The sequence below is a fragment of the Caulobacter sp. 602-1 genome (genome assembly GCF_003931565.1).
In the GTDB taxonomy this organism is placed as follows: Bacteria; Pseudomonadota; Alphaproteobacteria; order Caulobacterales; family Caulobacteraceae; genus Caulobacter.
Window position 1 is genome coordinate 411,400 of sequence record NZ_RRYI01000003.1, and the last position, 19,364, is coordinate 430,763.

Here is a 19,364-nt window from a genome sequence, read left to right on the forward strand (position 1 = left end):
GCCCAGGCGCGGCCCGGCGCCCTTGAGCCGCGTCAAAGTCGCTACAGCACCGAGCAGTTGGTGATCTGGCTGAACGCTTCCAACGCCGCCGTGCCGACGACCGAGGTGCCGAACCGATCCAGCTCCGGCGACCACACCGCCACCGTCGCCTTGCCCGGGATCACCGCGACGATGCCGCCGCCCACCCCGCTCTTGGCCGGCAGGCCGACGCGGTAGGCGAAGCTGCCGACGCTGTCATAGATCCCGCAGGTCAGCAGCAGAGCGTTCAGCCGCCGGGTCAGGCGCTCGGGAAACACCGTCTCCTGGGCGATCGGCGAAAACCCGTCGGCCGCCAGGGGCAGGAAGGCCCGGGCCAGCTGGCGGCAGCTCATGGTCAGGGCGCACTGGCGGCAATAGGCGGCGACCACCGCCTCGGGATCGTGGATGATCGTGCCCTTGGCCCGCATCAAGCTGGCGATGGCCCGGTTCTGCCAGGCGTTGGCGAGCTCCGACGCGGCCACGGTCGGATCGATCTCGATCCTTTCGTCGGCCAGAAAGCCGGCGAAGTCGCGGACCAGGGCCGCGGGATCGCGGGTGACCTTCATCAGGACGTCGGTGACCGCCAGGGCGCCGGCGTTGATGAACGGGTTGCGCGGCACGCCCTGCTCGGCCTCCAGCAGCGACAGGTGGTTGAACGGCGTGCCCGAGGGCTCCTTGCCGACGCGCGTCCAGATCTCGTCGCCCAGGCGGTTCAAGGCCAGGCCCAGGGCGAAGACCTTGGTGATGCTCTGGACCGAAAAGCCCTCGTCGGCGTCGCCGATCACATGCTCGCCGCCGTCGACCGTGCGCACGGCCATGCCGAACTTGCCGCCCGGCACGGTGGCCAGCTCCGGGATGTAGTCGGCCGTCCGGCCCCTGCCGAAGTGCGGCTTCACCAGCACCGCCACCTCGGCCAGCACGTCGGGGATCGAGAGCGCCTTCATGGTCGACGCTCCGTCTCTTAAGCGAAGGCCGCGAAGTAGCGGTTGATCAGCGCCTCGTAGGCGCCCGCCAGCTGGCGGATCTCCTCGACCGGAACCCGCTCGTCGACCTGGTGCATGGTCGAGCCGACCAAGCCGAACTCGACCACCGGGCACAGGGCGCGGATGAAGCGGGCGTCGCTGGTGCCGCCGGTGGTCGACAGCTCCGGTACGCGGCCGGTGGCGTCGCCGACGGCGGCCACGATCACGTCGGTGAAGGCGCCCGGCTCGGTCAGGAAGGCCTCGCCGCTGATCTTGCACAGCGCCTCGACCCGTCCCGAGAATCCCTCGGCCGCCTCGCGGCACTCTGCCTCGATCCACGCTGCCAGGTCCTTGCCCTGGTGGGCCGGGTTGAAGCGGATGTTGATCCGGGCCTTGGCCGAGGCCGGGATGACGTTGGTGGCGGTGTTGCCGACGTCGACCGTGGTCACCTCCAGGTTCGACGGCTGGAAGCCCGTATAGCCCTCGTCCAGCACCCGGCTCTGCAGGCGCGAGAGGATGTCGACCATCACCGGGATCGGGTTGGCGGCCCGGTGCGGATAGGCCACGTGGCCCTGCACGCCGTCCACGGCGATCCAGGCGTTGATGCTGCCGCGCCGGCCGATCTTGACCATGTCGCCCAGCAGGTTCGCCGAGGTCGGCTCCCCGACGATGCAATGGTCGATGACCTCGCCCTCGGCGGCCAGGGCCTCGACGACCCTGACGGTGCCGTCCTCTGCCACGCCCTCCTCGTCGCCGGTGATCAGGAAGCTGATCGAGCCGGCGTGCTCGGGGACCTTCCCCACGGCGGCGACGAAGGCGGCGATGGCGGACTTCATGTCGACCGCGCCGCGACCGTACAGCACCCCGTCCTTGATCTCGGCCTCGAACGGTCCCGCTGTCCAGGCCGCGTCGTCGCCGACCGGCACCACGTCGGTGTGGCCGGCGAAGCAGAGGTTCGGCCGCGCCGTTCCGCGCCGGGCGTAGAGGTTCTCGATCTCGCCGAACGTCATCCGCCGGCAGGTAAAGCCCAGCGCCTCCAGCTGACGCTGTAGCGTGTCCATCGCGCCCGCGTCGGCCGGGGTCACCGACGGGCGACGGATCAGGGCCTGGGCGAGTTCGACGGGGTCGATGCTGACGGAAACGGGCGCGGGGCTGGTCATGATCCTGGCTTTAGGCTTCCCTCCGACGGGACGCAAACCCGACAAGCTTCTTCCAAGGTCCTCGATGCCCAAGATCGATATCGCCTCGGCCCCGACCCGCGTCGGCACGGCCTATCCCGCGCCGTTCAACGCGCCCTGCCTTGAGCGCCATCGCACCAAGCTGGGCGATGCGGTCGGGCTCGACCAGTTCGGCGTCAACCTGCTGCGCCTGCCGCCGGGCGCGTGGTCCAGCCAGCGCCATTGGCACACGGCCGAGGACGAGTTCACCTGGGTGGTCGAGGGCGAGGTCGTGCTGGTCGACAATGACGGCGAGACGGTGCTGCGGGCCGGCGACTGCGCGGGCTTCAAGGCCGGAGTCGCGAACGGCCACCACTTCCAGAACCGCTCGGACAGGGACGTGCTGCTGCTGGAGATCGGTTCGCGCAGGCCGGATACGGATGGCTGCGACTACCCTGACATCGACCTGATTTTGCGGGAGGGGGAGGATGCCTACCGCCATCGCGACGGAACGCCGTATGAGACGGATCAGGGGCGGAAACGGTAGCCTCTTGGAACCTTCACCGCGCCGATGGTGTATTCACCGGCAAGTTGTCGTCGCCGGGGATGTTCATGACACGATCACACTGGGCCGCCTGCCTGGGCATGGCCTTGGCGCTGGCGATGGCGAGCGGTCCCGTCCTGGCCCAGGACATCTTTATCGGCACGGTCGGCGTCGAGAAGGCGCAGGTCGTTCTGACCCGCTGCGATCTGGCGGGTAACCGCTACATCCTGCGCGACCGGCCGGGAGAGCGTGAGAAGCCGGTCGCCGATCTGCGCGAGCGCCTGAAGACGCTGACGGCCCCCGTCTATGTCGAGGTGCTGGGACAGTATGTCGAGCAGGGCGAGGACAACGCCCTCGACGTGATCGGCCTGGAAAACCTCCAGGCCGGCAAGTCCTGCCATTTGGCGGATGCGTTCAACCGCCCCTAGAGCATTTGAAATAGAGCCGGTCTCGTTAGATGGGACCATCTAACGCCAAAGGGCCTAAGCCGCTCGGCGGGCCTTCTTCACCTTGGTGATGGCGCGGTCGCGGCGCAGGCGCGACAGGTGGTCGATGAACAACACGCCTTCCAGGTGGTCCATCTCGTGCTGGATGCAGACGGCGAACAGGCCCTCGGCTTCCTCGACGACGGTCTCGCCCTGGTAGTTCATATAGCGGATGGTGACCTTGGCCGGACGCTCGACCTCGTCGAAATATTCCGGCACCGACAGGCAGCCTTCCTCGTAGCCGAGGGTCTCCTCCGAGCTCGACAGGATCTCGGGATTGACGAAGTAGCGCGGGGCCGGCTCCTCGCCCTCGCGGGCCAGGTCCATGGTGATGACGCGCACGGGCTCGCCCACCTGCACGGCGGCCAGGCCGATGCCGGGGGCGTCGTACATGGTCTCCAGCATGTCATCCATCAGCGCGCGCAGCTCGTCGGTGACGGCCTCCACCGGGGCGGAGATCTTCTTCAGCGTCGCCAGATCGGCGGCGTTATCGACTGTGAGGATACGACGGATAGCCATGATGCCACTCAGGTAGTAGGGTCATTTCCGAGCGTCAAGGTGGGAGATTGCCCCACCCCGGCCTGAGCGGCCAGCTTGGTCAGGGGCCGGACGCTCTGCTCCACCAGGGCCGGTTCGGCGATATCCTTGCCCTCGTGGTCGACGGAAAGCTCCTCGAAGCGGCGGGCCTGGGTCAGAACCTGGCTCTCCAGCGAGCCCACGAACTGGTTGTACTTGCCGACCGCGCTTTCCAGCGCCTTGCCCACGGCGCCGGCGTGGGCGCCCATGACCGAGACGCGCTTGTACAGCTCGCGGCCGACCTCGACGATGCGGGCGGCGTTCTTCGCCTGGTCCTCGGCGCGCCAGCCATAGGCCACGGCCTTGCAGAGAGCGAACAGGGTCGTCGGGGTGACCAGCACCACCCGGCGGTCCATGGCCTCGGTCATCAACTCGGGCAGACGGTCGAGCGCGGCGGCCAGGAAGCCGTCGCCGGGTACGAACATGGCCACGAAGTCGGGCGAGCCTTCGCCGGCGAACTGGTCCCAATAGGCCTTCGCCGACAGCCCCTGCATGTGGGCGCGGACGCTGGCGGCGTGGCGGGCCAGGGCGCTTTCCCGCAGATGCTCCTCGGTCGCCTCCTGGGCCTCGAGGAAGGCGTTCAGCGAGCATTTGGCGTCGATGACGAACACCCCGCCGCCTGGCATCTTGACCTTGACGTCGGGCCGGCGTCGGCCTTCGTCGCTGTCGACGCTGAACTGCTCCTCGAAGTCGAAGCGGTTGGTGAGACCCGCGGCCTCGAGAACGTTGCGGAGAGTCTGCTCGCCCCAGCGGCCCTGGACCCCGGCGCCGCGGCGCAGGGCGGCCGACAGCTTGCGCGCCTCGAACTGAGTGGCGGTCGAGGCCTCCAGCAGCGCGGCGATCTGGGCCTTCAGGCCGCCGGTCTCTTCCGCCCGCGCCTTCTCGACGGCGGTGACCTGGGCCTCGAACTTGGCCAGGGTCTCGGCCACCGGCTTCAGCTGGGCCTCCAGGCGCTGCTGGCTCAGCAGCTCGCGACTCTTGAAATTCTCCTCGGTGCGCTTGATCAGCGCCTCGGCCACCGAGTTGGCGGTCATGGTCGCCTGCTTGTCGGCCTGGGCGCGGATCAGCTCGGCCTGGGTGGCGGCCTGGTCCTCGAGGAGGCGCGCACGCTCGCCGGCCTGGACGAGCTGTTCGTTCAACTGCCAGGCCTTCGCCTCGGCCTTCGCCGCGCGGGTCATGGCCCAGACGGCCACTACGCTGGCGACAACGGCCACGACCAACAAGACGATGGCCAGGATCAGGAACGGGTCTGAAAAGTTCATGCTCCGTTCTTAGCCGGAGTCGACCCGGAACGGAAGGCGGCCGGGCTCTTCGCCCGGCCGCCGCCTGGATCAGTCGTCGCCGTCGGCGAGATCGGCGATCATGCCGCTGATCGGTTCGCCGGCGAAGCCGGTGACGTTGTGGCCGCGGTCCACCACGCCGACCTTGGCCGGGTGCGGCGCTTCGGCTTCGGTTTCCGGAGCCTTGTCCTCGGGCGTGCTCATGTAATCAGTCCCTCCACTGGCGCGCGCCGGCGACCGGCCGAACGCGGCTTGGCGGAGATTGGCGCGGGAAGGTCAAGCTGTCAGCCGGATTCCAGGGCGATCCCCAGGATTTCGCTCAAGCCGGGCGCCGAGCGCGCAGGGCTTGGGCGATGGTGCCGTCATCCAGCCAGTCGAGGTCGCCGCCGACCGGCACGCCGCGCGCCAGCATGGTCACCGGCACGTTGGTCCGAGCCAGGCGGTCGGCGATGTAGTGGGCGGTCGTCTGGCCGTCGACCGTGGCCGGCAGGGCCAGGATCACCTCGGCCACCTCGCCATCCGCGACCCGGGCCGCCAGTTCGCCGATCCGCAGGGCTTCCGGACCGATCCCATCCAGAGCCGACAGCAGGCCGCCCAGCACGTGATAGCGCCCCTTGAACGAGCCGCCGCGCTCCATGGCCCAGACCGAACCGACCTCCTCGACGACGCACAGCAGGCGCCCGTCGCGGGTGGCGTCGGCGCAGATCGCGCACGGATCGGTGACGTCCAGCGAGCCGCAAACCGAGCAGGCGCGGACCTTGGCCTGGGCCTCGGCCATGGCCTGCGCCAGGGGCGCCAGCAGCGTGTCGCGCTTCTTCAGCAAGGCCAACGCCGCGCGCCGGCCCGAGCGCGGACCCAGCCCCGGCAGCTTGGACAGCAGGGCGATCAGGCGCTCGATCTCAGGTCCGGCGGAAGCGGCCAAGTTCCTAGAACTTCATCCCGGGCATGCCGCCCATCAGGCCCGCCATCGGGCCGGCGGCCTCCTGCATCATCTGGGCCTGCTTGGCGTCGAGCTTCTTCTTGGCGTCGGCGTGGGCGGCGACGATCAGGTCGGCGATGACCTCGCCCTCGCCCGGCTCGATCAGGCTCTCGTCCAGCACCACCTTGGCCAGTTCGCCGGTGCCCTTGAGGGTGACGGTGACCATGCCGCCGCCCGAGGTCCCCTCGACGGTGCTCTCGGCCAGACGCGCCTGGGCGTCCGCCAGTTTCTGCTGCATGGCCTGAGCCTGCTTCATCAGGCCGCCGAGGTCTTTCATCTCAGAACTCCAAATTCAAAACAACGGGCCGCTCAGCCCTCTTCCTCGTCCGGCTCCAGAGGCGGGGCCTCGGGGGTGAGGAGCTTGCGGATCTCGACGATCTCGGCGCCGGGGAAGGCCGACAGCACCGAGGCGACGAACGGATCCTTCTTGATCTCCGCCAGCGCCTCGCGCTCCTCGCGCTTCTGGCGCTCCATCAGGCTCTCCGCCCCGCCGCCGCCCTCGGCGGCCACCAGCCAGGGCTGGCCGGTCGCTTCCTTCAGGAAACGGACCAGGCGGCCGGCCAGATTGGCGGGCGCGCCGGGCGCGGCCTCGAAGGTGATGGCGCCGGGCCGGAAATTGATCGGACGAACATATTGCTCGACGTCCAGCCGCAGGCCGATGTCGCGCCGCGCGGCGATCAGGGCCATGACGTCGTCGAACGAGGCCACCACAGGCATGGCCAGGGCCCCGGGCGCGGCCATGGTCATGGGCGCATGGGCGGCCGAGGTCGCGCCGCCGGCCGAGCCGCCGCCCATCGAGCCCCCCCCGCCCGGACCGCCGCCAATTCCACCGGGCGGCGCGCCGTCGCGCAGGGCCTTCAGCGCTTCCTCCGGACCAGGGAGGTCGGCGGCGTAGCACAGGCGGATCAGCGCCATCTCGGCCGCGGCCATGGCGTCGGGCGCGCGGCGCACCTCCTCGTGGGCCTTCAGCAGCATCTGCCACAGGCGCGACAGCGTGCCGGCCGAGGTATGGGCCCCGATGGCGGCCAGGCGCGCGGCCTGCTCCTTGGGCATCGACAGGGCGTCCGGCCCGAGCGCCTTGGCCACCGCCGCGCCGTGGCAGTGGTCCAGCACATCCAGCATCACCACCGTCGGATCGGCCCCGAAGCCCCAGAGGGCGCGGAAGCCCTCCAGCGCGTCCTTGGTCTTGCCGGCCATGACGTTTTCGAACAGGGCGATGGTCTGGCCGCGATCGGCCAGACCCAGCATGTCGCGGACCACCGTGGCGGTGACCGTGGCCCCGCGATCGCTCTGCACGATGGCCTGGTCCAGCAGCGACAGGCCGTCGCGCACCGAGCCCTCGGCCGCGCGGGCGATCAGGGCCAGGGCGTCCATCTCGATCCGCGCGCCTTCCTTGGCCGAGATCTTGTCGAAGTGCTTGACCAGCACGTCCGGCTCGACCCGGCGCAGGTCGAAGCGCTGGGTCCGCGACAGGATCGTCACCGGCACCTTGCGGATCTCGGTGGTGGCGAAGATGAACTTGGCGTGCGGCGGCGGCTCTTCCAGCGTCTTCAGCAGGGCGTTGAACGCCGCCGTCGACAGCATGTGCACTTCGTCGATGATGTAGACCTTGTAGCGCGCCTCGACCGGGGCGTAGCGCACCCCGTCCAGCAGCTCGCGCATCTCGTCGACCTTGGTGCGGCTGGCGGCGTCCAGCTCCAGCACGTCCATGTGCCGGCCCTCGATGATGGCGCGGCAGTGATAGCCTTCGGTGGTCAGGTCGACCGAGGGTCCCTTGACGGTTTCGGTCTCGTAGTTGAGCGCGCGGGCCAGCAGGCGCGCGGTCGTGGTCTTGCCGACGCCCCGCACGCCGGTGAGCATGAAGGCGTGGGCGATGCGGCCCGTGGAGAAGGCGTTGGCCAGGGTGCGGACCATGGCCTCCTGGCCGATCAGGTCCTCGAAGGTGCGCGGGCGGTACTTCCGCGCCAGCACGGTATAGGCGTCGCCCTTCTCGTTTTCCGGCGGGGACTCGACGACGGGGCGCGCCTCCGCGAGGGGCGCGGGCGTCGGCGCTTCGCCGAAGATGTCGGCGGTGTTCTCGTCGCGCTCGGCGGGCGCTTCGTCCCACGGCGCGGAATCAGGCGAGAGATCGTCGAGGTCGGCCATGGGCTGAGTGTAGTGGGGCGAAGGGCGCGGCAAAAGGCCCGGCCCGGGCGGACCAGACATCTGCTGACAGATTTCGCCGATTTGGGGGAAGGTGGAGACCGGACAGCGACCCAGAGGTGATCTCGTTGTGGCTGCTGCCTCTCGGCCCTGACCAGGTTGGCGAGGCTTCCGTCCGCGCCGATCTCCGAGGCCTATATCGCGACTCATCGCGACGGATGCAAGCCACATGACGCATTCGCGACGTCGTGACGAGCGTTCATACTCGCGCTAGAGACGACGCATGGCCCTGTCGATCATCACCAACACCTTCGCCGGCAACCCCCTGAACCGCGACAGCGAGCGGCGGGGAGACGAAGCGTGGCTGGCCGAAAGGCTGGCCGACCCCGAGTCGCTCGCCGTGGCCCTGTGGAACGGCAAGCCGCTGGTCGAGGACGTGCTCGGCGAGGACGGCAAGCCGACCGGGGTTCAGATCGCCTATCTGCGCGCCGACATGGCCCAGGACCTGGCCGGCGGAAACGAGAGACTGCTGTATCTGGGCCTGTGGAAGGACATCGCCGTCTTCGCGGTCGATATCGACACCACCGCCGACCCCGCCGAGGGCCCGCTGCAGGGCCTGGGCCGGTTCGAGGAGCTGCGCGGCGCGGCCGCGACCCTGCCGCCGGCCGACGCCGGCATCCTGGCCACCGCCAAGTCGATGTTCGAATGGCGTCGCCGCCACCGCTGGTGCAGCAACTGCGGCCAGAAGAGCGAGGTCGCCGATGGCGGCTGGAAGCGCGTCTGCCCCGCCTGCGACGCCGAGCACTTCCCCCGCACCGACCCGGTGGCGATCATGCTGGCGGTCCATGACGGCAAGTGCCTTTTGGGCCGCCAGGCGGCCTGGCCCAAGGGCATGTTCTCGGCTCTGGCCGGCTTCCTGGAGCCGGGCGAGACCATCGAGGAGGCCTGCGCCCGCGAGCTGAAGGAAGAGGCCGGCCTGACCGCCACCGCCGTCCGCTACCATTCCAGCCAGCCCTGGCCGTGGCCGGGCTCGCTGATGATCGGCCTGATCGCCGAGGTCGACAGCGCCGAAGCCGCGCCCGACCAGACCGAGCTGGAGGAAGTCCGCTGGTTCAGCAAGGACGAGGCCGTTCGGCTGATCAAGGGCGAGATCGAGGGCGTGTTCTGCCCGCCATCGCTGGCGATCGCCCATCAACTGATCAAGGCGTGGAGCGAGGCGTGACGCTCCAGATGCTCCCCCGGACGACGGGGGAGCATCGTCCAAGATCGCCCCTATCGGAACGGCGGCTCGTCGAAGGCCCGCAGCTTGCGCGAATGCAGGTTGGGGCCTTCGGCGTGCAGCAGCTTGCAGGCCAGGATCCCGATCTGCAGGTGCTGGCTGATCGCCCGCTCGTAGAAGGCGTTGGCCTGGCCGGGCAGCTTGATCTCGCCGTGCAGCGGCTTGTCCGACACGCACAGCAGCGTCCCGTACGGCACCCGGAAGCGATAGCCCTGGGCCGAGATGGTGGCGCTTTCCATGTCGATGGCCACGGCGCGGCTCTGGTTGAAGCGCAGGGCCGAGAGGCTGTGGCGCAGCTCCCAGTTGCGGTCGTCGGTGGTGACGACGGTGCCGGTGCGCAGGCGCTTCTTCAGCTGGTCGCCGCTGTCGCCGCTGATCGCCTTGGCCGCGTCGTAGAGGGCGCGCTGCACCTCGGCGATCGACGGCACCGGGATCTCGGGGGGCAGCACCGCGTCCAGCACGTGGTCGTCGCGCAGATAGGCGTGGGCCAGGACGTAGTCGCCGATGGTCTGGGTGTCGCGCAGGCCGCCGCAGTGGCCGATCATCAGCCAGGCCTGCGGGCGCAGCACCGCCAGGTGGTCGCAGATCGTCTTGGCGTTGGACGGACCGACGCCGATATTGACCAGGGTCACGCCCGAACCGCCCGGGGCCATCAGGTGGTAGGCCGGCATCTGGTGCTTGCGCCAGGTCGACTCCGCCACCGCCAGCTCCGGATTCACCGTGTTGGCGGTGATGGTCAGGCCGCCCGAGCACGACAGACCCGTATAGGGGCTGTCAGGCTGCTGCAGCTGGTCGATGCCCCAGCGGACGAACTCGTCGACATAGCGATGATAGTTCGTGAACAGGATGAACTGCTGCACGTCCTCGGCCGGGGCGCCGGTGTAGTGCTTCAGGCGGGCCAGCGAGAAGTCCGTGCGCAGGCCGTCGAACAGCGACAGCGGATGGGTCTCCTCCAGCGCCGGGTTCCACACGCCGTCGGCGATCTCGTCGCCGATGAAGGCCAGATCCGTGGTCGGGAAGAAACGGGCGATGTCCTCGCTGCGCACGTCGGCCTGGTTCAGGTCGATGGTGGCGTCCAGCACATAGGGATAGGGGATTTCCTGGCTGGAGCGGTCGACCTCGATCTCGACGTCGAAGTCGTCCATCAGCAGGCTGAGCTGCTCGACCAGATAGTCCTTGAACTGGGCCGGCTTGGTGATGGTCGTCGAATAGACGCCGGGGCGGCTGACGCGGGCGTACGAGCGGGCCAGCTTGGGCGGCAGGGCCTCAGGGTCGTAGGTCAGGCGCAGCTCGGGATAGGCGAAAGTGCCGTCGAACCGCGTCTGCGGGTCCGGACGGGTTCCGTTTTCGAGATAGGCGCGCAGGGCGGTCCGCAGGGCGTCGACGGCGCGTTCGTATTCGTCATTCAGCCGTTCGACGACGGCGATTGCTTTTTCTTGGTTTGACATGGGTCCTTATAGCGACGTTTTGCGACGTTGGCGAGACGCCGCCCCGACCAAATGGGAATGATTTATTACTTATCCGGGATGAGGAAGTCGGGCGGACGTCCGTCTTTAGGATGAGCCTGTTTCTTCAGCTTGGCTCGCCGGAAGCCGGGCCCCGCCGTCGCAAGGGCATGGACGAACCGGCGCCGGTCGGCCACAAGGGCTGAAATGCTCAAGGAAGGGGCGAATGGCGGCGCGGGCCTTCTCGCGCGTCGTTTCTTCCGAACACCAGAACAAGGCCGTCGACGTCGATACGGACGCCAGGGGGATTCATGAACAAACGCTTCGCCTATCTGATCATCGCGTCCATGATCCTGGGGGTCATGGTCGGCTGGGCCTGTAATCAGTTCCTCGATCCGGCGCAGACCGAGGAAGCGGTCAAGTGGTTCAAGATGGGAACCGACCTCTTCCTGCGGCTGATCAAGATGATCATCGCCCCTCTGGTGCTGACGACGCTCGTCGCGGGCATCGCCCACATGGAGGACGCCGCCGCCGTCGGCCGGATCGGCGCCAAGACCATGGCCTGGTTCGTCAGCGCCTCGGCCGTATCGCTGCTGCTGGGCCTGCTGATGGTGCACCTGCTGCACCCGGGCTCGGGCCTGAACCTGACCGAGGTCGCCAGCGCGGCCAACGCCCCGGCGGCCTCGACCGAGACCTTCACCCTGCAGGGCTTCCTGACCCATCTGGTGCCGGCCTCGATCTTCGACGCCATGGCCAAGAACGAGATCCTGCAGATCGTGGTCTTCAGCCTGTTCGTCGGCACCGCCGTCGCCTCGCTGGACAACAAGGCCCCGCACATCCTGGAAATGGCCGAGCAAGGCGCCCAGGTGATGCTGAAGGTCACCGGCTTCGTCATGAAGCTGGCCCCGCTGGCGATCTTCTGCGCCCTGGCCTCGACCATCGCCACCCAGGGCCTGTCGATGCTGGCCGTCTATGGCAAGTTCGTGCTGGGCTTCTACGCCACCATGGGCACGCTGTGGCTGCTGCTGTTCGTCGCTGGCTTCCTGGTGCTGGGCAAGCGGGTGATCCCGCTGTTCGGCGTGATCCGCGAGCCGGCCCTGCTGGCCTTCTCGACCGCCTCGTCGGAAGCCGCCTATCCGCGCATCCTCGACAGCCTGCCCAAGATCGGCGTGCGCCGCCGCATCGTCTCGTTCGTGCTGCCGCTGGGCTACTCGTTCAACCTCGACGGCTCGATGCTGTACTGCACCTTCGCCACCATGTTCATCATGCAGGCGCACGGCGTGCACCTGTCGGTCCAGCAGCAGATCTTCATGCTGCTGCTGCTGATGGTGACGTCGAAGGGCATCGCCGGCGTGCCGCGCGCCTCGCTGGTGGTGATCATGGCCACCCTGACCTATTTCGGCCTGCCCGAGGCCTGGATCGCTCTCGTGCTGGGCGTCGACCACCTGCTGGACATGGGCCGCTCGGCCACCAATGTCGTCGGCAACAGCGTCGCCGCCGCCGTGGTCGCCAAGTGGGAAGGCGAGCTGGACGAGATCCAGCCCGACACCGAACCCGCCAAGGCTTAACCCCTCGGCCAGCAAGGCTTCGATCAGAGCCCCGAGCCAGTCAGGTTTCCAGCCTGACTGGCTCTTTCTTTTTGGGCCAAGCCCCCTCCCCGGCGCGCTGGGGAGGGGGGCGTTTTCGTGTACAGTTTCAAATGTACAGTAAAAACTTGACAAGCCCCGGACGAGGTCCAATCTCTTGAGACGAGGGGCTTTTGAGGACGACGTCATGAGCAGCATCAGCCACATCGCGCGCTCGGCGCTGATCGGGCTCGCTCTGGCCGGCATGGGCGCCTCGGCCGCTTCGGCGGCGCAGGGCGACGCTCCGGTCAAGGCGGCCAAGCCCGCCCGCCAGTGCTTCTATCTCTCGGACTGGCGCGGCTGGACCGCCCCGGACAAGAACACCCTGTACATGAAGGTCCGCGGTCGCGACGTCTATCGCGTCGACCTGGCGTGGGGCTCCAACCAGCTGACCTGGCCGGGCACGCACCTCGTCTCGGTCGTACGCGGCCCCGACAGCGTCTGCGGCCCGCTGGATCTGGACCTGCGCGTCGGCGACGGCCTGGGCATGGCCATCCCGATCCGGGCCAAGACCATCACCAAGCTGACCCCGGAAGAGATCAAGGCGATCCCGAAGAAGTACCAGCCGTAAGGCCGCCGGGCGCGCCTTTCGCCGGCGGTGACCCGGGGTGACAAAAAGATCCCTGGGGACAAACGACAAAGGGCGGAGCCTCGCGGCCCCGCCCTCTGCCCACGCCCCTCGTGAAGCGATCACTGCGTCGGCGACAGGTCCGTGCGCTTCTTCATCATCTCGTCGAAGCTTGTCCAGACCCCCTCGGCGCCATGCCACTGGCCCTTGGTCGCGGCCTTGGAATATTCCGTGGCGCGGGCCTCGAAGAAGTTGGCGTGCTCGACGCCCGACAGCAGCGACTGCAGCCAGGGCAGCGGGTTTTCCTTCACGCCGTAAACTTCCGGCAGCTGCAGCTGGCGCAGGCGCCAGTCGGCGATGAAGCGGATGTACGACTTGATGTCGTCGGGGGTCATGCCCTGGACGTCGCCAGCCTCGAAGGCCAGGTCGATGAACTTGTCTTCCAAGCCGACCACGTGCTTGCAGCAGTCGACGATGTCGTCGGCCACGGCCTTGGTCACCGCGTTCGTTTCCTTGTTGAACGCATGGTACAGCTTGATGATGCCGTCGCAGTGCAGGCTCTCGTCGCGGATCGACCACGAGACGATCTGGCCCATGCCCTTCATCTTGTTGAAGCGCGGGAAGTTCATCAGCATCGCGAACGAGGCGAACAGCTGCAGGCCTTCGGTGAAGCCGCCGAACATGGCCAGCGTGCGGCAGATGTCGGCGTTGGAGTCGACGCCGAAGGTCTGCATGTAGTCGTGCTTGGCCTTCATGGCCTCGTATTCCATGAACGCCGAGAACTCGGTCTCAGGCATGCCGATGGTCTCGAGCAGCAGGGCGTAGGCCGCGATATGGATCGTCTCCATGTTCGCGAACGAGGCCAGCATCATCTTCACTTCGGTCGGCTTAAAGACCCGACCGTAGCGCTCCATGTAGTTGTCCTGCACCTCGACGTCGGACTGGGTGAAGAAGCGGAAGATCTGGGTCAGCAGATTCCGTTCCTTGTCGTTCAGCTTGACGGCCCAATCCTTGAGGTCCTCGCCCAGCGGCACCTCTTCGGGCATCCAGTGGACCTGCTGTTGCTTCTTCCAGAAATCGTAGGCCCACGGATAGCGGAACGGCTTGTAGCCGCCCGAAGGGGTCATCAGGCCGGGCAGGATAAGCGATGACGGAACGGACATGGCGGGCCTCGGAAGCGAGAATCGAGCGGACGGGGTAGGCTCAGGCTACGGCAGGCCGACGCCCGACGCACCCTGATAGTGACCCACTACATCTAGTGTGACAATGGGTCACGCCCACAACATAGGGGATGATTTGTGGAGAAACCGTTCACGATTTTCAGCGCCCTCGGCTCGGGCGGCGTGCCCGTCGAGGCGGCCATGACCTTGATCGGCTTGCCTTTTGAGGTGATCGAGGCCCCGACCTGGGAGGGCGAGGCGCAAGCCGCCAAGGTCGCCGCGATCAATCCCCTTAAGCAGATTCCGGCCCTCGTCACCCCGGCGGGTGAAACGATCACCGAGAGCGCCGCCATCCTGATCTGGCTGGCCGATCGCTATCCGGAGGCGCGGCTCGCGCCCAAGGTCGACGATCCCGCGCGCGCCCAGTTCCTGCGCTGGATGACGTTCATTCCGGCGTCGATCTATTCGCTGTTCTGGGTGCGGGATGATCCGTCACGCCTGGGCGGACCGGACCCGGAAATCCAGGCGCGGATCAAGGCCGCGACGGCCGAGCGGATCCTGGACTGCTGGCGGATGATGGAGAGCCAGATCACGCCCTTCAGCGAGAAGATTGGGGGGCGCTACCTGCTGGGCGACGCGCTGAGCGTGCTCGACCTCTACGTCACGGTGGTCAGCCGCTGGGGGCCGAGGCGCGTGCGCTTCTACGAGGCCGCGCCGCGGATGAGCGAGGTGGTCAGGCGGGTGGACGCGGATCCGAGGCTGGCGGCGTTCTGGGAGCGGCGGTTCCCGTTCTTCGACGGGTGGGAGCGGCTGGGGCAGCAGGGGTGAGGGCTGGCAAGCGTAGTAGAAATCTCCGAGCGTTTAGGCATAGTTGAACCATGACTTCGCCCCCCACGCTCTGGAAATCTGGCTTTAGCTGTCCGAACTGTGGCGTCGAGGCGCACCAGAGCTGGTTCAACTGCTACGCTGCGAACCGGACCTCATCGCGATCAGATATTCATAAACAGCAGCCTTCACCCGCAAGCGACGCCGCCTTCGCAGTAACGCCCAGCGTCACACTCGGCCCCCCTAGCCAAAACATTCATAGCCAGGGAAATATACCCGTTCACAACATAAGCATATCGAGATGCTATAGCTGCAGCGAAGCCGCAGTTTGGATCGGAACGCGCTTAATTTGGCCGAGATTTACGCCTGATATTAAGCCGCACGTTCATATGCCTGCGGCGATAAAGGCCGACTTTGTTGAGGCATGCTCTATTTTGCAACTCTCGCCGCGCGGCGCAGCAGCTCTCGTCAGAGTCGCCCTAGAGAAGTTGATCAATCATCTGGTCGGCGAAGCGGTGAAGCCGAACGATGGCATTCAAAAGCTTGTCGATCGAGGAATGCCAGAACGCGTCCAAAAGATGTGCGACGCGGTACGCATAATCACGAACGATAGCGTGCACCTAGGCACCATTAACTCTAACGATGATCTGGCAAGTGCGACAAAGTTATTCCATCTTGTCAACGTGATTGTCGATCAAACTATCGGCCTCGATATGTTAGCCGACGAAGTATACGGCGACCTGCCGCACGATAAAATACAGTTTATCGAAGACAGAAAACGTGGAGCCGTCAGAAAGTCAGCAACCTCGATCAACTCCAATAAATAGTTCAGCGGTACGGCAACAGATAGAATTTCACCTTTCACCACCCGACCACCGGTCGGGTGCGATCCTTAAATCTCTTGGAGGCTGCAGCGTGCAGGGCAGGGCGGGTTGGTCAAGGACCGGCCTCCGGCCGGCCGCCGCGCGGCGGCGCTGCGCGCCGTCCTTGAGCAACCCGCCCTGCCCTGCGATCGTCTCGCCGTGAGATGTAAGGAGGGCTCCTTCTCCGGGGGAGAAGGACGCTCACGCGCGAACTCCCCAAAAGGCCGGAGTATCTGCGGCGCGTCCCTGGCGGAGCGCCACCGGAAAGCTCTAAAAACCTCTCACCCTCCCGCCGCTTCGCGGCGGGCCCCTCCCTCTCTCACGGAGAGAGGGACTTCACGCTTCGGAGCCCCATGGACCTCAGCCAGCTGGACGTGATCACGCGAGTGGCGGGGGCCACCCTGCTGCTGGCGCTGGGCGCGCTGCTGGCGCGGGAGCCGCGCACGCGGCGGCTGGCCGTCTATTTCGCGCCGATGGCCCTGTGCCTGGCGGGCTTCCTGGCCGGCAATACGCCCGACCCGGCGTTGCGCCTCTCCGGGCCTCTAAGCCACGCCGGGGCGCTGGTCGCCGGCTATGCCGCCGTCTGCATGTGGTGGTTCTGCCTGGCCAGTTTCGACGAGACCTTCCGGCCGCGCGGCGCGGTGCTGGCGGCGGGCCTGGCCTGGATCGCGATCGCCAGCGCCGATCGCGGCCTGCTGGGTCCGGCGGTCGAGGGCAAGGGCCTGTCCTGGCTGCTGATCGCGCTGGGCCTGTCGATGATCGCCTATCTGGCCTGGCGGCTGGTCCGTGACCGCGAGGGCGATCTGGTCGAGGAGAGCCGCCGCGCCCGGGTGCTGGTCGTCGCGCTGCTGGCCGGACAGCTGCTGGCCGACTTTCTGGTGGATCTGGTCATGGGTCTGGACTGGGGACCGCCGGCCTTCACCATCGCCCAGAACACGGCCTTGCTGGCCTTCAGCGCCTGGCTGGGCCTGCGCCTGCTGCCGGTCTCGCCGCCCCTCGCCGCGCCCAACCCCGTCCTCGTCCCCGCCGCCCCGCCCGCTGCCGGGGAAGAGGCGCGGCTGGCTGAGCGGCTGCGGGTTATGGTCGAGGTCGAGCGGGTCCATCTGGAACCCGACCTGACCTTCGCCGCCTTCGCCCGCCGCATGGGCGCGCCGGAGAAGACGGTGCGGGCCTTCATCAACCACCGCCTGGGCCACGACCACTTCCGCGCCTTCCTCAACGCCTGCCGCGTCGCCGAGGCCCGCCGGCGCCTGGCCGATCCCGCCCACGCCGGCGACAAGCTGATCACCATCGCGCTCGACAGCGGCTTTGCATCCCTGGCCTCGTTCAACCGCGCCTTCCAGGCCGTCGAGGGCCGGCCGCCCAGTGCTTTCCGTCTTCTGAGAAACGATCCGCCGCCTTCCGAGGAGCCGGCCTGAGCCGCCGCCGCTAGAGCCCCCTCATCATCTTCGGAGGGGTTTCATGGACGGACTGTTGGGGATCGGCCTGGTGCTGGCGCTGCTGCTGGGCGCCGGCGGCGTGATCGGGCTCTTGAGCGGCCGCGAGGCGTTCTCGCCGCGCTGGCTGCTGGCGGCGGCGGGCCTTGTCCTGCTGAACGACGCGCTGCTGACGCGGCTCTATGGCCGCCTGCCCGATCTGATCCCCGGCCATTGGAACTGGGAAGGCAAGGTCCTGGCCCTGCTGGCCACCCTGGCCGTCGCCGCCCTGCCCGCCCTCGGCTGGACCCGCAGCGGCCTGACTCTTCGCCAAGCCGACCTCAAGGCCCCGCTGATCGTCGCCAGCCTGTACGGCCTGCTGTTCGTCGGCCTGGCCCTGGCCTTCCCCAACGAGCCCAGCACCGTCGAGACCCTGGCCTTCCAGCTGACCATGCCGGGCCTGGAGGAAGAGGCCTTCTATCGCGGCGTCCTGCTGCTGGTCCTGGGCGAGGCTTTCACCGGCCGTGTCCGCTTTCTGGGCGTCGACTGGGGCTGGGGCGCGCTGCTGTCCTGCGCCCTGTTCGGCCTGGCCCACGCGCTGGGCGTCTCGCACGGCAAGGCCTCGTTCGAGCCGATGGTCTTCGCCCTGACCGCCGGGCCGTCGCTGATCGGCGTCTGGGTGAGGCTGCGCACAGGAAGCATTTTATTGCCGGTCCTGATGCACAATGTCGGTAACGCGGCATCATTGTTCCTCTAAAGCCGCTTTACGCGACGGCGCTTCCTCGCTAGAAGCGCCGCCGATGCAAGTCCGCGCGACCAAAATTACCACCCCGAAAACGACCCGCTGCGGCGGGGCGTGGTCGGGCGTGCGCGCGAACTAGCGAGCATCCCACCAGCCCCGCCGATGCGCGGGGCGGCTCTCATCCAACGAGACCCTAGAGCTCCCCGCGCCTCCGCACTTTCAGGAGACGTAGACCCGTGAGCTTCAAGTTTTCCCGAGCCAACCCGCCCCGCGTCGGCGTCGTGGGCGCCACCGGCCTGGTCGGCGGCATGATGCGCGAGCTGCTGGCCGAGCGCGACTTCCCGCTGGCGTCCTTACGCCTGTTCGCCTCGGCCCGCTCGGCCGGGACCAAGGTCGACTTCAAGGGCCAGGAGATCGTGGTCGAGGACGCCGCGACCGCCGACTTCGCCGGCCTGGACATCGTGTTCTTCTCGGCCGGCGGCTCGACCTCGCGCGACCTGGCGCCGAAGGCCGCCGCGGCGGGCGCCGTGGTGATCGACAACAGCTCGGCCTGGCGCTCTGACCCGGACGTCCCGCTGGTGGTGGCCGAAGTCAATCCGCACGCGCTGGCCAATATCCCCAAGGGCATCGTCGCCAACCCCAACTGCACCACCATGGCCGCCATGCCGGTGCTGAAGCCCCTGCATGACAAGGCGGGCCTCAAGCGCCTGACCGTCAGCACCTACCAGGCCGCCTCGGGCGGCGGCATGGAGGGCATCGAGGTGCTGTCCGAGCAGCTGCGCGCCGGCGCGGCCGGGGACCTGGACGGCCTGGCCCAGTCGCCGGACGCCGCCCCCCTGCCCGCCCCGCGCAAGTGGGCGGTTCCGCTGGCCTATAACGTCGTGCCGCTGAACTACGTGCTGAGCGAGGACGGCTACACCGAGGAAGAGCTGAAGCTGCGCGACGAGAGCCGCAAGATCCTCGAGATCCCCGGCCTGCCGGTGTCGGGCACCTGCGTGCGCGTGCCGGTGTTCACCGGCCACTCGCTGTCGATCAACGCCGAGTTCGAGCGTCCACTGTCGGTGGCCGAGGCCACGGCCCTGCTGGCCGCCGCGCCGGGCGTGGTGCTGGACGACGTGCCGAACCCGCTGGCGGCGACCGGCCAGGATCCGGTGTTCGTCGGCCGCATCCGGCCGGACCCGACCGTCGAGCATGGCCTGGTGCTGTTCGTGGTCGGCGACAACCTCCGCAAGGGCGCGGCCCTGAACGCGGTGCAGATCGCCGAGGTGATGCTGGGGGCGTAGAACGCGCCGAGGGGCG

21 protein-coding genes and 1 other RNA gene are annotated in these 19,364 nt (G+C 67.8%); 10 read left to right on the forward strand and 12 right to left on the reverse strand.

The features are described from left to right. Positions 1–41: 41 nt before the first annotated feature. Together EIK80_RS10840 and dapE are read right to left on the reverse strand one after the other, a co-directional pair. Positions 42–962, reverse strand: coding sequence for a glutaminase (locus tag EIK80_RS10840; protein WP_125156996.1), 921 nt, complete (start codon positions 960–962; stop codon positions 42–44). A gap of 17 nt (positions 963–979) precedes the next feature. Further along, complete coding sequence (dapE, locus tag EIK80_RS10845; RefSeq protein WP_125156997.1) at positions 980–2,140, reverse strand: succinyl-diaminopimelate desuccinylase; 1,161 nt, start codon at positions 2,138–2,140, stop codon at positions 980–982. Between the two features lie 64 nt (positions 2,141–2,204). Here dapE and EIK80_RS10850 point away from each other — a divergent pair, with 64 nt between their 5' ends. Then, positions 2,205–2,684, forward strand: coding sequence for a cupin domain-containing protein (locus EIK80_RS10850; protein WP_125156998.1), 480 nt, complete (start codon positions 2,205–2,207; stop codon positions 2,682–2,684). Between the two features lie 65 nt (positions 2,685–2,749). Next, a complete protein-coding gene (locus EIK80_RS10855) occupies positions 2,750–3,109 on the forward strand; it encodes a hypothetical protein (RefSeq protein ID WP_125156999.1) in 360 nt (119 codons plus the stop codon). A 54-nt stretch (positions 3,110–3,163) separates the two neighbouring features. On the opposite strand, the gene def is transcribed toward EIK80_RS10855, so the two are convergent. The 7 genes from def to ffs form a co-directional block, all read right to left on the reverse strand. Further along, positions 3,164–3,685, reverse strand: coding sequence for a peptide deformylase (gene def, locus EIK80_RS10860; RefSeq protein ID WP_125157000.1), 522 nt, complete (start codon positions 3,683–3,685; stop codon positions 3,164–3,166). An 8-nt stretch (positions 3,686–3,693) separates the two neighbouring features. After that, entirely contained in the window at positions 3,694–5,004 is a 1,311-nt protein-coding gene (rmuC, locus tag EIK80_RS10865; protein WP_125157001.1) for a DNA recombination protein RmuC, read from the reverse strand. Positions 5,005–5,073: 69 nt separating this feature from the next. Continuing rightward, positions 5,074–5,226: a hypothetical protein gene (locus tag EIK80_RS26385; protein ID WP_199743445.1), complete on the reverse strand. Its 153-nt coding sequence runs from the start codon at positions 5,224–5,226 to the stop codon at positions 5,074–5,076. Between the two features lie 115 nt (positions 5,227–5,341). Beyond that, entirely contained in the window at positions 5,342–5,944 is a 603-nt protein-coding gene (gene recR, locus EIK80_RS10870; protein WP_125157002.1) for a recombination mediator RecR, read from the reverse strand. Positions 5,945–5,948: 4 nt separating this feature from the next. Beyond that, complete coding sequence (locus tag EIK80_RS10875) at positions 5,949–6,278, reverse strand: YbaB/EbfC family nucleoid-associated protein (protein WP_125157003.1); 330 nt, start codon at positions 6,276–6,278, stop codon at positions 5,949–5,951. A 32-nt stretch (positions 6,279–6,310) separates the two neighbouring features. After that, the gene (locus tag EIK80_RS10880) at positions 6,311–8,146 is read right to left on the reverse strand and encodes a DNA polymerase III subunit gamma/tau (protein WP_125157004.1); all 1,836 of its coding nucleotides are present in this window, start codon (positions 8,144–8,146) and stop codon (positions 6,311–6,313) included. A gap of 89 nt (positions 8,147–8,235) precedes the next feature. Continuing rightward, positions 8,236–8,333: signal recognition particle sRNA small type (ffs, locus tag EIK80_RS10885), an RNA gene on the reverse strand. A gap of 93 nt (positions 8,334–8,426) precedes the next feature. Between ffs and nudC the strand changes: the two genes are divergently transcribed. Beyond that, positions 8,427–9,365, forward strand: coding sequence for an NAD(+) diphosphatase (gene nudC, locus EIK80_RS10890; RefSeq protein ID WP_125157005.1), 939 nt, complete (start codon positions 8,427–8,429; stop codon positions 9,363–9,365). Positions 9,366–9,415: 50 nt separating this feature from the next. Here nudC and EIK80_RS10895 read toward each other — a convergent pair whose 3' ends face one another. Beyond that, positions 9,416–10,870, reverse strand: coding sequence for an AMP nucleosidase (locus EIK80_RS10895; protein ID WP_125157006.1), 1,455 nt, complete (start codon positions 10,868–10,870; stop codon positions 9,416–9,418). 308 nt (positions 10,871–11,178) lie between these two features. Between EIK80_RS10895 and EIK80_RS10900 the strand changes: the two genes are divergently transcribed. Both EIK80_RS10900 and EIK80_RS10905 read left to right on the forward strand, forming a co-directional pair. Next, positions 11,179–12,435, forward strand: coding sequence for a dicarboxylate/amino acid:cation symporter (locus EIK80_RS10900; protein WP_125157007.1), 1,257 nt, complete (start codon positions 11,179–11,181; stop codon positions 12,433–12,435). A 205-nt stretch (positions 12,436–12,640) separates the two neighbouring features. Further along, complete coding sequence (locus EIK80_RS10905; protein ID WP_125157008.1) at positions 12,641–13,063, forward strand: DUF6491 family protein; 423 nt, start codon at positions 12,641–12,643, stop codon at positions 13,061–13,063. Between the two features lie 119 nt (positions 13,064–13,182). On the opposite strand, the gene EIK80_RS10910 is transcribed toward EIK80_RS10905, so the two are convergent. Continuing rightward, entirely contained in the window at positions 13,183–14,223 is a 1,041-nt protein-coding gene (locus EIK80_RS10910) for a ribonucleotide-diphosphate reductase subunit beta (protein ID WP_125157009.1), read from the reverse strand. A gap of 135 nt (positions 14,224–14,358) precedes the next feature. On the opposite strand from EIK80_RS10910, the gene EIK80_RS10915 reads away from it, so the two are divergent. Beyond that, the gene (locus tag EIK80_RS10915; protein ID WP_199743446.1) at positions 14,359–15,048 is read left to right on the forward strand and encodes a glutathione S-transferase family protein; all 690 of its coding nucleotides are present in this window, start codon (positions 14,359–14,361) and stop codon (positions 15,046–15,048) included. A 386-nt stretch (positions 15,049–15,434) separates the two neighbouring features. Continuing rightward, positions 15,435–15,872: a DUF4145 domain-containing protein gene (locus EIK80_RS26095; RefSeq protein WP_158624666.1), complete on the forward strand. Its 438-nt coding sequence runs from the start codon at positions 15,435–15,437 to the stop codon at positions 15,870–15,872. 109 nt (positions 15,873–15,981) lie between these two features. Here EIK80_RS26095 and EIK80_RS10925 read toward each other — a convergent pair whose 3' ends face one another. Then, the gene (locus tag EIK80_RS10925; protein ID WP_233586593.1) at positions 15,982–16,074 is read right to left on the reverse strand and encodes a hypothetical protein; all 93 of its coding nucleotides are present in this window, start codon (positions 16,072–16,074) and stop codon (positions 15,982–15,984) included. 187 nt (positions 16,075–16,261) lie between these two features. On the opposite strand from EIK80_RS10925, the gene EIK80_RS10930 reads away from it, so the two are divergent. The 3 genes from EIK80_RS10930 to EIK80_RS10940 all read left to right on the forward strand — a co-directional run bounded on the left by EIK80_RS10930 (position 16,262) and on the right by EIK80_RS10940 (position 19,348). Further along, positions 16,262–17,326 carry a helix-turn-helix domain-containing protein gene (locus tag EIK80_RS10930; protein ID WP_125157012.1) on the forward strand — a complete coding sequence of 355 codons (1,065 nt, stop codon included), beginning with the start codon at positions 16,262–16,264 and terminating at the stop codon, positions 17,324–17,326. A gap of 43 nt (positions 17,327–17,369) precedes the next feature. Then, on the forward strand, positions 17,370–18,080 hold the full coding sequence (locus EIK80_RS10935) for a CPBP family intramembrane glutamic endopeptidase (protein ID WP_125157013.1): 711 nt from the start codon (positions 17,370–17,372) through the stop codon (positions 18,078–18,080). Between the two features lie 221 nt (positions 18,081–18,301). Then, positions 18,302–19,348 (forward strand): aspartate-semialdehyde dehydrogenase, encoded by a 1,047-nt coding sequence (locus tag EIK80_RS10940; protein WP_125157014.1) that lies wholly within the window; start codon positions 18,302–18,304, stop codon positions 19,346–19,348. The last annotated feature ends 16 nt before the right edge of the window (positions 19,349–19,364 follow it).